Raw genomic sequence first — 12284 nt, 5'->3', positions numbered from 1 at the left:
GATGGCCACAGCCCTGACGCATCGTGATAAGCCTGCGGCAGGCAAGGCTGGGGACCGGGACGCGATTGACGCGGCCGGCTCGCATGTTTACCTGCCTGTGAGGGAGCCGGCGCAGTATGGTCGATGTCGCATCTAACCCGCAGACGGATCGGGAGCCGGCCAAGGTGACGCGCGGACACGCCATGTCGCTGCCCAACATTCTCACCTATGGCCGCTGCGTGGCGGTGCCGCTGGTGGCGGCCTGCCTGTTCTGGTCCGACATTCTCGAAGGCGGCCTGTGGCTGCGCTGGGTCGCCGTAGCCCTATACGCGGTCGCGGCCATCACGGATTTCTTCGACGGCTATCTCGCCCGCGCCTGGTCGCAGCAATCGGCCATCGGCCGCATGCTCGACCCCATCGCCGACAAGCTGCTGGTCTCCGCCTCGCTGCTGATGCTGGCCTCGGACGGCACCATTCGCGGCTGGTCGCTGTGGGCGGCGCTGGTGATTCTGTGCCGGGAGATCCTCGTCTCCGGCCTGCGCGAATTTCTCGCCGAGCTGCGGGTCAGCGTTCCCGTCACCCGCCTCGCAAAATGGAAGACCACCGCCCAGCTGGTGGCGGTCGGCGTGCTGCTCGCCGGCCCGGCGGCGGACCTCGTGGTGCCCGGCATCACCTTGTTCGGCATCGGCCTGTTGTGGATCGCGGCGCTGCTGACGCTCTACACGGGCTGGGACTATTTCCGCGCCGGCGCCCGCCATCTGATCGGGGACGCGCCGTGAAGGTGCTGTATTTCGCCTGGGTGCGCGAGCGCATCGGGCTGGAGGCGGAGGAGGTCGCGGTGCCGGAAGGCGTCGCCACCGTCGCCGAACTCGCCGCCCATCTCGCCGCCCGCGGCGAGGGCTATGCCCGCGCCTTCGAAAATCCGCGCATCGTCCGCGCGGCGCTCGACCGGCGGCACGCACGGCCCGACACGCCGCTCGGCGGCGCGCGCGAGATTGCCTTCTTCCCGCCCATGACGGGCGGCTGAACGAGCGAGGTGAGCATGTTCACCGTCCGCATCCAGGCGCAGGATTTCGACCCCGCGCATGAGGCCGCCGCCCTGTCGAAGGGGCGCACGGATATCGGCGCCGTCGTCACCTTCACTGGCCTGTGCCGGGCGCAGGACGCCCCCGGCGGCGCCCCGCTCATCGCGCTGACGCTGGAGCATTATCCCGGGATGGCGGAGGAGGAGATCGGCCGTCTGGTCGAACAGGCCCGCGCCCGCTGGCCGCTCATCGGCGCCACCGTCATTCACCGCTATGGCCGCATGGTGCCGGGCGACAATATCGTGCTCGTCGTCACCGCCTCCGCCCACCGCGCCGCCGCCTTCGAGGCGGCCGCCTTCCTCATGGACTGGCTGAAGACCAGCGCGCCGTTCTGGAAGATGGAAGAGCGCGACGAGGGCACCGCCTGGGTCGCGGCCAAGGACGAAGACGACGACGCGGCGGAACGCTGGAACTAGTCGCCGTTGCCTCCGCCCTGCGGCCGGGATGACGGCAGGAGCCCACGCAAACGAAAAATGCCGGCCCGAGGGCCGGCATTTCCATTATGCGCTCTCAGCGGCCCTCAGGCCGCTTCCGCCTTCTTCGGCTGCACCTCGGACATGTAGTCCTCCAGCAGCGTCTTGGTCACCGGGCCGGGCTGGAAGTGCTGGCCGGCGATCTCGGACACCGGCGTCACCTCGGCGGCGGTGCCGGTGATGAAGCACTCGTCGAAGCTCGCCAGCTCTTCCGGCATGATCGCCCGTTCCACCACCTCGATGCCGCGCCGCTTGGCGAGCGCGATCACCGTCTGGCGGGTGATGCCGTTGAGGAAGGCATCGGCCTCCGGCGTGTGGACGACGCCGTCCTTGACGAAGAACACATTGGCGCCGGTGCATTCGGCGACACGGCCGCGCCAGTCCAGCATCAGCGCGTCGGCGAAGCCCTCGCGCTCGGCGGCGTGCTTGGAGATGGTGCAGATCATGTAGAGGCCGGCGGCCTTGGAGGTCGAGGGCGCGGTCAGCGGGTCGGGACGGCGGTACTTCGCCATGCCGATGCGGATGCCCTTGAGCCGCTGCGCCGGGTCGAAATAGCTCGGCCATTCCCACGCCGCGATGGCGAGGTGGATCTGGTTGTGCTGGGCGGAAACGCCCATCATGTCCGAGCCGCGCCAGGCGACGGGGCGGAGATACGCGTCCACCAGCTTCTGCCGCACCAGCAATTCGCGGCAGGCGGCATTGATCTCGTCTTCGCTGTAGGGAATCTCGAAATCGAGCAGTTCGGCGCTGTGCTTCAGCCGCGTCGTGTGCTCGTCGAGCTTGAAGATCTCGCCGCCATAGGCGCGCTCGCCCTCGAACACGCAGCTGCCATAGTGCAGCCCGTGGGTCAGTACATGGACCTGCGCGTCCTGCCAGGGCACGAAGGCGCCGTCATACCAGATCCAGCCGCTGCGTTTGTCGAAAGGTTCGCTCGCCATGGTTAAGTCTCCCAACCGGTGCGCCGGCGCGCCATGGGGAGGCGCCGGAGCCCTTCTTTCCTTCGGCATGGTGGCTACGGCCTGCCCGGCGAGAGCGCAACGCTTTGCCTCGCGGCCGAAGTCCCGTTATCGTCGCCGCTCGGCACGAGCGGGTACGACTTTGTCCTGTTCCGAGGCGGATCGGGCGGCGTGCCGAACGATCCTTTCGTTGAACGGGACATCTGGGTAACGATCATAACGAAAAAAGTCAACATGGCTGACATAAATGTCTCGCTGACAGCGCGCACCGGCAAGAGCGAGCCGGGGGCGGCGCGTGGCTCTTCGTCCTCTGAGGGCGAGCCGATGCTCGACCTGATCGAGCTGTTGTTCTTCGCCTATCGCAATTTCGTCAGCGATCCCGACGAGATCCTGCAGGGCTTCGGCTTCGGGCGGGCGCATCACCGGGTGCTGCATTTCGTCAACCGCCATCCCGGCATGCGGGTCACCGATCTGCTCGACATTCTGCGCATCACCAAGCAGAGCCTTGGCCGGGTGCTGCGGGAACTGGTGGATCAGGGCTTCATCGACAGCCGCGCCGGTGCCTCCGACCGGCGCCAGCGCCTGCTCTACCTCACCCCCAAGGGCGAGGCGCTGACCCAGGAATTCGTCGCCATCCAGTCGCGCCGCATCCGCCGCGCGCTGGAGGAGAGCGGCGGCGAGTCGCGCGAGCTGGTGCGCCGCTTTCTTGTCGCCATGATCGACCCGGAAGATCGCAGCTCGACCGAAAAGCTGATCGCCCGCGCCGACCAGGCCGTGGAGGCGCGCAGCGCCGCCCGCGGCCGGCCGGCCGGCTGACGGGAGGACCGCCATGCTCGACGCCCGCCTGAGCCCGGCCGAAGCGGCAAGGGAATCCCGCACCATGCCTGCCGACGACGCCTTCCACCTGCTCATCGTCGATGACGACCGCCGCATTCGCGACCTGCTGTCGCGCTTTCTCACCGAGCACGGCTACCGCGTCACCACGGCGGAATCCGCCGCCGATGCCCGCGCCCGGCTCGGCGGCCTCGCCTTCGACCTTTTGATCCTCGACGTGATGATGCCGGGCGAGAACGGCTTCGACCTCGCCCGCTCGGTGCGCGCCGATTCCGCCGTGCCCATCCTCATGCTCACCGCCCGCTCCGAGCCGGGCGACCGCATCGAGGGGCTGGAGATCGGCGCCGACGACTATCTCGCCAAGCCGTTCGAGCCGCGCGAATTGCTGCTGCGCATCGGCAACATCATCAAGCGCGCCGCCCCGCCGCCGGCGCAGGCCATCGAGGCGGTGCGCTTCGGCCCCTTCACCTTCCACCTCGCGCGCGGCGAGCTCACCCGCGACGGCGAGCTGGTGCGCCTCACCGACCGCGAGCGCGACATGCTGCGGGTGCTGGGCGAAGCACCCGGCCAGACCGTGCCGCGCCAGGACCTCGTCGCCCCCGGCGTCGCCGCCGGCGACCGGGCGGTGGACGTGCAGGTCAACCGGCTGCGCCGCAAGATCGAGCGTGACCCGGCCAATCCCGCCTATGTGCAGACGGTGCGCGGCGTCGGCTACCGGCTGGTCGTCGCTCCTTGAGACCCCGCGACACCAGCGTGGTGGGCGCCGCGCGGGCGCGCCTGCGCCTCACCCAGCGCCGCATGCGGGAGAACAATGCCCGCTTCGGCGCGTGGTTCAACCGCGTCATGCCGAAGGGCCTGTTCGCCCGCTCGCTGATCATCATCGTCACCCCGGTGGTGATCCTGCAATCGGTGCTCGCCTTCGTGTTCATGGAGCGGCACTACAACACGGTGACGCGACGCCTCTCCGCGGCGGTGTCGCAGGACATCACCGCCGTCACCCAGCTCGCCGTGGCCTTCCCGACCGAGGCCGACCAGGACAAGATCAAGCGCATCGCCCAGCTCACATTGGGCCTGACGGTGGATTTCCTGCCCGGGGAACGCCTGCCGCCGCCCGGCCCGAAACCCTTCTTCTCCACCCTCGATTCCGCCTTCACCAGCGAACTCGCCAAGCGCCTGCACCGGCCGTTCTGGACCGACACGGTCGGCAATTCCAACCTCATCGAGGTGCGGGTGCAACTGGACGACATGGTGCTGCGGGTGTTCGCCCGCCGCAGCCAGGCCTATCTCTCCAATTCCCACATCTTCCTGTTGTGGATGGTGGGCACCGCGCTGGTGCTGATGGCGGTGGCCATCCTGTTCCTGCGCAACCAGATCAAGCCGATCGAGGCGCTGGCCGATGCCGCCATCGCCTTCGGCAAGGGGCGCGACGTGCCCGGCTTCCGCCCGCGCGGCGCACGCGAGGTGCGCGGCGCGGCGCTGGCCTTTCTGGAAATGAAGCGGCGCATCGAGCGGCAGATCGAGCAGCGCACCACCATGCTCGCCGGCGTCAGCCACGACATGCGCACCATCCTCACCCGCTTCAAGCTGGAACTGGCGCTGCTCGGCGACAGCGCCGACACCGAGGCGCTGCGCAAGGATGTCGATGACCTCCAGAGCATGCTGGAGGCCTATCTCGCCTTTGCCCGCGAGGATGTGGCGGAAACGCCGGCGCTCGCCGACATGGCGCGGCTGATCGAGGACGCACGGTTCAATGCCGAGCGGGAGGGCGCCAAAGTAAGCGCCAGCTATAGCGGCGATCCGCTGGTGATGGTGCGCGTCGACGCCTTCCGCCGCTGCCTCGCCAATCTCGTCGGCAATGCCGGCCGGCATGCCGCGCGCATCGAGATCGCAGGCACGCGTGACGAGCGCTGGCTAACCATCACTGTCGACGATGACGGGCCGGGCATCGCGCCCGATCTGCGCGAGGATGTGTTCCGTCCCTTCTTCCGGCTGGACGAGGCGCGCAATCAGGATGCCGGCGGCTCCGGCCTTGGCCTCACCATCGCCCGCGACGCCGCCCGCGCCCATGGCGGCGATGTCATCCTCGGCGAGAGCCCGCTCGGCGGCCTGCGCGCGACGATCCGGATTCCGGTGTAGAAGCCCCGTTCAGAACAGCCGCGCGCCGTTCGGCACATCCTGGTCCGGCTTGAACAGCACCACCGCGCCATCAGCGTCGGGAAAGCCGAGGGTCAGCACCTCTGACATGATCGGGCCGATCTGGCGCGGAGGAAAGTTCACCACCGCCGCCACCTGTCGCCCGACGAGATCTTCCGGCCCGTAATGCACGGTGATCTGCGCCGAGGATTTCTTGCAGCCGATATGCGGGCCGAAATCGATCACCAGCTTGATCGCCGGCTTGCGCGCCTCCGGGAAGGGCTCGGCCTGGATGATGGTGCCGACGCGGATATCGACCTTCAGGAAGTCCGTGATCGTGATCTGTTCGGTAGGGGCAAGACTCATGATGAACGCCTCAAGCTGAACGCCGCACTCCCGCGCGATACCCGGCGCGGGGGTGATTCCGGCGGTCAGTCTACGCGAAAGCCCCGCGTCGCTGTCACGCCATGACCGGCGCGTCCGGCGGAACCGGGGTCTCTGGCTCGGTGGGGGTGTCGGTGTCGCGACGCCTCCGGCGCCCGCCGGTGGCGAGGCACACCGCGCCCTCGATCAGTCCGAGCGCCCGCTCGCCGCGCGCCAGCTCGCGGTCCAGCGCCGCCATGGTGCGGGCGAGCGCGGGGTCGTCGTCGCTGAGGAAGGTCTGCAGCACGCGGCCGAACACCAGCGCCAGCCCCTGCGCCCGAACCGCGCCCTTCAGGCCGGCGGTGTCGATGCGCGCCGCCGCCAGCATCCATTGCTGCGAGCGCACGGAAAGCTTGTTCAGCGCCAGGGCGAAGAACGGGTTGCGCCGCGCCGAATCCATCAGCGAGCGGAGCGCCGCCTTGTGCGGCGCCAGCACATCGAGCCGGCGCATCAGCACATCGACCAGACGATCACGGGCCGGCTCGTCCGCCATGTCGTCAGTGGGCGCGGCCAGCACCTTGGAGTCGACCTCGCGCAGGAAGCCGGACAGCATGTCGAAGGTGGAACCGAAGGCGGCGCGCAAGTCGGCAAGCGGCATCTTTGCCTCGTCCGCCACCTCGCCGAGGCTGATGCGCTCGAAGGGTTTGCGCGCCAGCAGCCGCATGAAGCTGTCGAGGGCGAGGGCGCGCCCCTCGCTCACCTTCTCGGTGGTCGCTTTCGTTCCCGGGGAGCGTGCCATGATGACCTCCAGTCCTGAACGTTGCCTCACCCAGATGTAAGGCGCGCCACGGCGCGGGAGAAGCCCCCGCGCGGCAAATCCCGGCAAGGTCCGCGCACGAAAGCGGGAGCGCTCAGCCCGCGAGTTCGCGCGAGCGGCGCGCCGCCGCCGCCACCGCCTCGGCCAGAAGCGGGCCGAAGCCCTTGTCCTCGTCCATCAGCACGGCGAGCGCCGCCGCCGTGGTGCCGTTGGGCGAGGTGACATTGCGGCGCAGCTGCGCCGGGTCGATGCCGGTGCGAAGCATCAGCTCGCCCGCCCCCGCCACGGTCGCCCGCGCCAGCCGGTCGGCCATGTCGGCGGGCAGGCCCGCCTGCGCCCCCGCCGCCGCCAGCGCCTCGGCCAGCAGGAACACATAGGCCGGGCCGGAACCGGAAACGGCGGTGGCGACATCGATCAACGCCTCGTCCTCCACCCATTCCACCCCGCCCGTGGCGCGCAGCAGCGCGTCGGCGATGTTCATCTGGTCCGGGCTCACGGCGCCATTGGCCACCGCCACCGTCACCCCGCGCCCGATCGCCGCCGGCGTGTTGGGAATGGAGCGGACCACGGCCGCCCCGGCGGGAAAGTAGGATTCGAGAAAGCCGAGCGTGCGCCCCGCCATGACCGAGACGATCAGCGTGCCGGCATCGGCCAGCCCTGCCACCCGGGCGAGCACGTCGGGGGCCACCTGCGGCTTCACCGCCAGCAGCATCACCGCCGGCGGGCCGCCATTGAGCGGGTTCAGCGCCACGCCGCGCGCCTCGATGAGGGCGGCGACTTCCGCCGGCGGCGCCGGGTCGATCACCGCCGCCCGCGCCGGATCGAGCCCGAGATCGAGCCAGCCTTCCAGCATGGCGCCGCCCATCTTGCCGGCGCCGACAAGCAGCACCCGCCCGGGAATGTCGGAAAGTGTGGCCATCGTGGAACTCTGCGTCTGATACGGAGGGAAAATCCTCGCGTTCAGCATAGCCCGTCCCACGCCGCTATGCCTCGTCCCGCCGCGACGCATCCACGCTTTTTGGCAAGCAGCGGAAGGGCGATCCTTCGAGGCCCGGCTATGCCGGGCACCTCAGGATGACGGTGTATGGATGGCGGCGACGGCGGCGGGCGCCACCGCTCCTCCACGCCCGGGGTTCGTCATGCTGAGGTGCCGGCCTTTGGGCCGGCCTCGAAGCACGCAGGCCGTACCCGTGGCAGGTGCGCACGGGAGAGCAACAGGCGACCCGCGCCCGTCTTTCTCAAGGCGCCGCTCAGGCCTCGCCGACCGTCTCGAACAGGGTGGCGTCCATCGCCTCGCGGGCGCTCTTGCCGGCCCAGACGACGAACTGGAAGGCGGGGAAATAGCGTTCCACCGCCTCGATGGCACATTCCATCAGCACTTCGCACTGTCGGTCGGTGGCTTCCGCCCCGGCCAGCAGCAACGCGTGGCGGAACATGATGACGCCTTCCTTCGACCAGAGGTCGAAATGGCCGACCCACATCTGCTCATTGATGAGCGAGAGCAGGCGAAGCACCTCGGTCTTGCGCTTCTCCGGCACCTTGAGATCGAAAGCGCAGGCGATGTGCAGGGCCTCGACCTCGTCCATCCACTGGAACGAGACATGGCAATCCGTCCAGCGCCCTTCGAGGGAGATGGTGATCTCGTCCTCGGCCGAGCGCTCGAACGCCCATTCGTTGAGCGCGGCCATGCGCTCGACGAGATCCAGCGGGTTGAGGCTGATGTCGGTCTCGAAGTCACTAGTATGGGTCATGCTCGACCTCGCGAGGGTGGGACGCGGAGGGGGTCGAACGCACGCAACGCGACGGTTGCGGCAAGCCGTTCAAGAATCGAACGAATCGCCGTCTTCCCAACTATATCGCGCTGAATCCGTACCTCGCTACGACCGTTGTACCATGGTCCGTATAAAAACGGGCCATGGCGAAAATTGGCACTATTGACTTGTCGCGGGATTCGGCGCGGCGCGGCAAGCGCCGTGTCGAAGCGTCCACAAGCCAGGCGGGTGAAAGGCTCAGCCAAGCGAATCGGGCGGATCGATCGTCGCCTCAAGCTTGGCCTCCAGCGCGGCGATGCGGGCGGCGAGCCGCTCATTCTCCTCGCGCGCGGCGGCGGCGAGTTCCTTCACCGTCTCGAATTCCTCGCGGGTGACGACATCGAGCTCGCGCAGGATGCGCTCGGCCTGGGCGCGCATCACGCCTTCCGCCTCGCGGCGCACGCCGGTGGCGACGCCGGCCGCGTCGTTCATCAGCTTGGCGAAATCGTCGAAGATCCGGCCGGTGGTCTGGGTCATGGTCATCTCCCGGGATGAGGCCGGAACTATGCCGTGCCTTTGCAGAAACAATGGGGCGGCCGGGCGGTGATCGCAAGGGGAGCGGCCTTTGCGCGGTGCGCTGTGGCGACAGGCGCCTTGATCCCGTCACGCAACGGGGGCAAAGCGAAGATGCCGCCTTCCGCACGTCCGCCGCCGGCCGCGCGCCCTTCCGCCGAGAGGTCCGATGCTGCTCACACCGCCGCTGCTCGCTTTGCCCTTCCCGAACATCGACCCGGTGCTGATCGAGCTCGGCCCCTTCGCCATACGCTGGTATGCGCTGGCCTATATTGGCGGGCTGCTGTTCGGCTGGTGGATGGCCAAGCGTCTGTGTTCCAGCCCGGCGCTGTGGGGCGGGCAGGCGCCGATCAAGCCGGAGGAGTTCGACGACGCGGTGGTGTGGATCGCGGTCGGCGTCATCCTCGGCGGGCGCATCGGCTATGTGCTGTTCTACAACCTGCCCTTCTATGCCGAAAATCCGTTGCAGGCCTTCACCCTGTGGCATGGCGGCATGGCGTTCCATGGCGGCTTTCTCGGCTCCATCCTCGCCATGTACCTGTTCTGCCGGCGGCGCGGCCTGCCCTTCGTCTCCATGCTGGATATCGCCGCCTCGGTGGTGCCGGTCGGCCTGTTCCTCGGGCGGCTGGCGAACTTCATCAATGGCGAATTGTGGGGCCGGCCGACCGATGTCGCCTGGGCCTTCGTCTTCCCGCATGGCGGGCCGGAGCCGCGCCATCCCAGCCAGCTCTATGAGGCGGGGCTGGAGGGGCTGGCGATCTTCCTCATCCTGCAGCTCGCCATCCGCGCCGGCGCGCTGGCCCGGCCGGGCACGGTGGCCGGAATGTTCGTGTTCCTCTATGGCTGCGCCCGCATCTTCGTGGAGTTCTTCCGCGAGCCCGACCCGCAGCTCGGCTATCTCTTCGGCGGCTGGCTGACCATGGGCATGCTGCTCTCCCTGCCCATGCTGGCGCTGGGGGCCTGGCTCGTCTGGCGCGCCCGCCAGCGCCCGGCGCTCAGCGCGGGTGCCGCATGAACGCGCTGGCGGAACAGCTCGCCCGGCAGATCGCCCTCACCGGCCCGATCACCGTCGCCGACTATATGGAACAGTGCCTGTTCCACCCCACGCTCGGCTACTACACTACGCGCGAGCCCTTCGGCACATCCGGCGACTTCATCACCGCGCCGGAAATCAGCCAGATGTTCGGCGAACTGCTCGGCCTGTGGGCGGCGGAAACCTGGCTGCGCCTCGGCTCGCCCGCGCCCTTCGTCCTCGCCGAGTTCGGCCCCGGCCGTGGCACGATGATGGCCGACATGCTGCGCGCCACCGCCCGCGTGCCCGGCCTGCATGAGGCCGCCCGCGTGGTGCTGGTGGAAGCCTCCCCGCGCCTGCGCGCCCGGCAGGCGGAAACGCTGCGCGGCCATGCCGTCGAGTGGGTGGAGCGGATCGAGGCGCTGCCGCCCGGCCCGCTGATCGCGCTCGGTAACGAGTTCATCGACGCGCTGCCCATCCGCCAGTTCGTCCGCACGCCGGACGGCATCGCCGAGCGCATGGTCGGCCTCGATTCCGCCGGCACCCTCGCCTTCGGCCTGCGCCCCGGCGCCCGGCTCGATGCGCGCGGCGACGCCCGCCTCGCCGCCGCCCCGCTGGGCGCGGTGCTGGAAACCTGCCCGCTCGGCCTCTCCATCGCCGCCACCCTCAGTGCCCGCATCGCCATGAGCGGCGGTGCGGCGTTGCTGGTCGATTACGGCCATGCCGGCGAGCGCGAGCGAGGGGGCGGCTTCGGCGACACGCTGCAGGCGCTTTATCGCCGGGCCTTCGACGATGTGCTGGCCCATCCCGGCGAAGCGGACCTTACCGCCCATGTCGATTTCGCCGCTCTCGCCCACGCCGCCACGGCCGCTGGCGCCCGCGTCTTCGGCCCCATAGGCCAGGGCCTGCTGCTGGAGCGGCTCGGCCTCGATGAGCGCGCCTTCCGGCTCAAGCGCGCGGCGCCCGAGGCCGACCGGGAAATGGTGGAGGCGGCGCGCCTGCGCCTCGCCGGCACGGACGAGGGACAGATGGGCGCCCTCTTCAAGGCGCTCGCCCTGGTGCATCCTGCCCTCGACATGGTGGCCGGATTCGCCCCTTCCGAGCTGTTCGAGGACAATCCCGCATGAAGGTCAAATCCCCCGCGCTGAGCGCCCTGCCGGGCATCCGCCACGCCTTCTTCACCCGCGAGGGCGGGGTCTCCGAGGGCATTTATGCCGGGCTCAATGGCGGCACCGGCTCGCGCGACGACCCCGCCCATGTCGCGGAGAACCGCGCCCGGATGGAAGCCGCGCTCGGCGTGCCTTCCGGCCATCTGCTCACCGCCTGGCAGATCCATTCGCCCGACTGCGTGATCGTGGACCGGCTGTGGGACGAGCGGCCGAAGGCCGATGCGGTCGCCACCGCCACACCCGGCATCGCCGCCGCCGTCACCATCGCCGATTGCGGGCCGGTGCTGTTCGCCGACCCGATCGCCCGCGTCATCGGCGCCGCCCATGCCGGCTGGAAGGGCGCGGTCGGCGGCGTGCTCGACGCCACGCTCGCCCGCATGGAAGAACTCGGCGCCCGCCGCGCCAATATCGTCGCCGCCATCGGCCCCTTGATCCGGCAGCCGAGCTATGAGGTCGGTCCCGATTTCATCGCCACCCTCACCGGCCTCGACGCCAGCAATGACCGCTTCCTGATTCCGGCGGCGCGGCCGGACCATGCGCTGTTCGACCTGCCCGGCTACATCGCCGCCCGGCTCACCGCGCTCGGCGTCGGCACGATCGACGATCTCGGCCTCGACACCTATGCGGACGAGGCGCGCTTCTTCTCCTATCGCCGCGCCACCCATCGCGGCGAGGCCGACTATGGACGCCTGATCGCCGCCATTACTCTGGTGTGAGGGCGCCCAATCCCGCACCATAGGGTGGAGCCGCCCCGGCGCGCCGTCATCCTGAGGTGCCCGGCCCCAGGCCGGGCCTCGAAGGATGGTCGTTGGGCACACCAGGAAAACCATCCTTCGAGGCTCGCGTAGCCCGTCCTCGGGCTTGCCGTCGGCAAGACCCGTGGGCTCGCGCCTCAGGATGACGAACGACGACGGAAGGCGGCAATGCGCGCACCGATCGCCAGACGCGAGGCACTGCCATGACCCTGCATTTCACCGGCCCGGAATTCGAGCGCCGCCGCCAGCGCCTGCTCACCGTCCTGGCGGAACAGCGGCTCGACGGGCTGCTGATGTTCCAGCAGGAGTCCATGTACTGGCTCACCGGCTACGACACGTTCGGCTTCTGCTTCTTCCAGGCGCTGTGGCTCGGCGCCGATGGGC

The 12284-nt window shown here is 69.3% G+C and carries 16 protein-coding genes; 10 read left to right on the top strand and 6 right to left on the bottom strand.

Annotated elements, in window-relative coordinates; translation table 11 throughout:
* The first annotated feature begins 164 nt into the window (after positions 1-164).
* Genes pgsA through ACP2AH_RS08500 form a run of 3 tightly spaced genes read left to right on the top strand, consistent with a single transcriptional unit; the run spans position 165 to position 1480 of the window.
* Positions 165-758 carry a CDP-diacylglycerol--glycerol-3-phosphate 3-phosphatidyltransferase gene (gene pgsA, locus ACP2AH_RS08510; RefSeq protein WP_421700849.1) on the top strand — a complete coding sequence of 198 codons (594 nt, stop codon included), beginning with the start codon at positions 165-167 and terminating at the stop codon, positions 756-758.
* On the top strand, positions 755-1006 hold the full coding sequence (gene moaD / locus ACP2AH_RS08505) for a molybdopterin converting factor subunit 1 (RefSeq protein WP_307019871.1): 252 nt from the start codon (positions 755-757) through the stop codon (positions 1004-1006). Before pgsA ends, moaD begins: the two co-directional genes overlap by 4 nt.
* 15 nt (positions 1007-1021) lie before the next feature.
* Positions 1022-1480 (top strand): molybdenum cofactor biosynthesis protein MoaE, encoded by a 459-nt coding sequence (locus ACP2AH_RS08500; RefSeq protein ID WP_425105406.1) that lies wholly within the window; start codon positions 1022-1024, stop codon positions 1478-1480.
* Between the two features lie 104 nt (positions 1481-1584).
* Here the strand turns inward: ACP2AH_RS08500 and ACP2AH_RS08495 are convergent, their stop codons facing one another.
* Positions 1585-2475: a branched-chain amino acid aminotransferase gene (locus ACP2AH_RS08495; RefSeq protein WP_425105405.1), complete on the bottom strand. Its 891-nt coding sequence runs from the start codon at positions 2473-2475 to the stop codon at positions 1585-1587.
* Between the two features lie 252 nt (positions 2476-2727).
* Here ACP2AH_RS08495 and ACP2AH_RS08490 point away from each other — a divergent pair, with 252 nt between their 5' ends.
* From ACP2AH_RS08490 to ACP2AH_RS08480, 3 genes are all read left to right on the top strand, one after another.
* A complete protein-coding gene (locus tag ACP2AH_RS08490) occupies positions 2728-3309 on the top strand; it encodes a MarR family winged helix-turn-helix transcriptional regulator (protein ID WP_425105404.1) in 582 nt (193 codons plus the stop codon).
* Between the two features lie 13 nt (positions 3310-3322).
* Complete coding sequence (locus ACP2AH_RS08485; protein ID WP_421700281.1) at positions 3323-4063, top strand: response regulator; 741 nt, start codon at positions 3323-3325, stop codon at positions 4061-4063.
* A 62-nt stretch (positions 4064-4125) separates the two neighbouring features.
* On the top strand, positions 4126-5463 hold the full coding sequence (locus ACP2AH_RS08480) for an ATP-binding protein (RefSeq protein ID WP_425105534.1): 1338 nt from the start codon (positions 4126-4128) through the stop codon (positions 5461-5463).
* Positions 5464-5472: 9 nt separating this feature from the next.
* Here the strand turns inward: ACP2AH_RS08480 and ACP2AH_RS08475 are convergent, their stop codons facing one another.
* The 5 genes from ACP2AH_RS08475 to ACP2AH_RS08455 form a co-directional block, all read right to left on the bottom strand.
* The gene (locus ACP2AH_RS08475) at positions 5473-5826 is read right to left on the bottom strand and encodes a tRNA-binding protein (protein ID WP_425105403.1); all 354 of its coding nucleotides are present in this window, start codon (positions 5824-5826) and stop codon (positions 5473-5475) included.
* A 94-nt stretch (positions 5827-5920) separates the two neighbouring features.
* Positions 5921-6622 (bottom strand): TetR/AcrR family transcriptional regulator, encoded by a 702-nt coding sequence (locus ACP2AH_RS08470; RefSeq protein WP_425105402.1) that lies wholly within the window; start codon positions 6620-6622, stop codon positions 5921-5923.
* 112 nt (positions 6623-6734) lie between these two features.
* Positions 6735-7559, bottom strand: a complete 825-nt coding sequence (gene proC / locus ACP2AH_RS08465) for a pyrroline-5-carboxylate reductase (protein WP_425105401.1) — start codon at positions 7557-7559, stop codon at positions 6735-6737.
* Between the two features lie 331 nt (positions 7560-7890).
* Positions 7891-8391, bottom strand: coding sequence for a YbjN domain-containing protein (locus tag ACP2AH_RS08460; RefSeq protein ID WP_371346922.1), 501 nt, complete (start codon positions 8389-8391; stop codon positions 7891-7893).
* 258 nt (positions 8392-8649) lie between these two features.
* Entirely contained in the window at positions 8650-8928 is a 279-nt protein-coding gene (locus ACP2AH_RS08455; RefSeq protein ID WP_421700277.1) for an accessory factor UbiK family protein, read from the bottom strand.
* Positions 8929-9133: 205 nt separating this feature from the next.
* Here ACP2AH_RS08455 and lgt point away from each other — a divergent pair, with 205 nt between their 5' ends.
* The 4 genes from lgt to ACP2AH_RS08435 form a co-directional block, all read left to right on the top strand.
* Positions 9134-9979: a prolipoprotein diacylglyceryl transferase gene (lgt, locus tag ACP2AH_RS08450; RefSeq protein ID WP_425105400.1), complete on the top strand. Its 846-nt coding sequence runs from the start codon at positions 9134-9136 to the stop codon at positions 9977-9979.
* Positions 9976-11103 (top strand): class I SAM-dependent methyltransferase, encoded by a 1128-nt coding sequence (locus tag ACP2AH_RS08445; RefSeq protein WP_425105399.1) that lies wholly within the window; start codon positions 9976-9978, stop codon positions 11101-11103. The genes lgt and ACP2AH_RS08445 overlap by 4 nt, the downstream gene beginning before the upstream one ends.
* Positions 11100-11861: a peptidoglycan editing factor PgeF gene (gene pgeF, locus ACP2AH_RS08440; RefSeq protein WP_425105398.1), complete on the top strand. Its 762-nt coding sequence runs from the start codon at positions 11100-11102 to the stop codon at positions 11859-11861. The genes ACP2AH_RS08445 and pgeF overlap by 4 nt, the downstream gene beginning before the upstream one ends.
* Positions 11862-12103: 242 nt before the next feature.
* Positions 12104-12284, top strand: a 181-nt coding sequence (locus ACP2AH_RS08435; RefSeq protein WP_425105397.1) for an aminopeptidase P family N-terminal domain-containing protein, incomplete at its 3' end; no start/stop codon positions are given.

The sequence above is a fragment of the Ancylobacter sp. genome (genome assembly GCF_965249975.1).
Taxonomy (GTDB): Bacteria; Pseudomonadota; Alphaproteobacteria; order Rhizobiales; family Xanthobacteraceae; genus Ancylobacter.
This window is presented reverse-complemented; position numbering and strand designations above follow the sequence as displayed.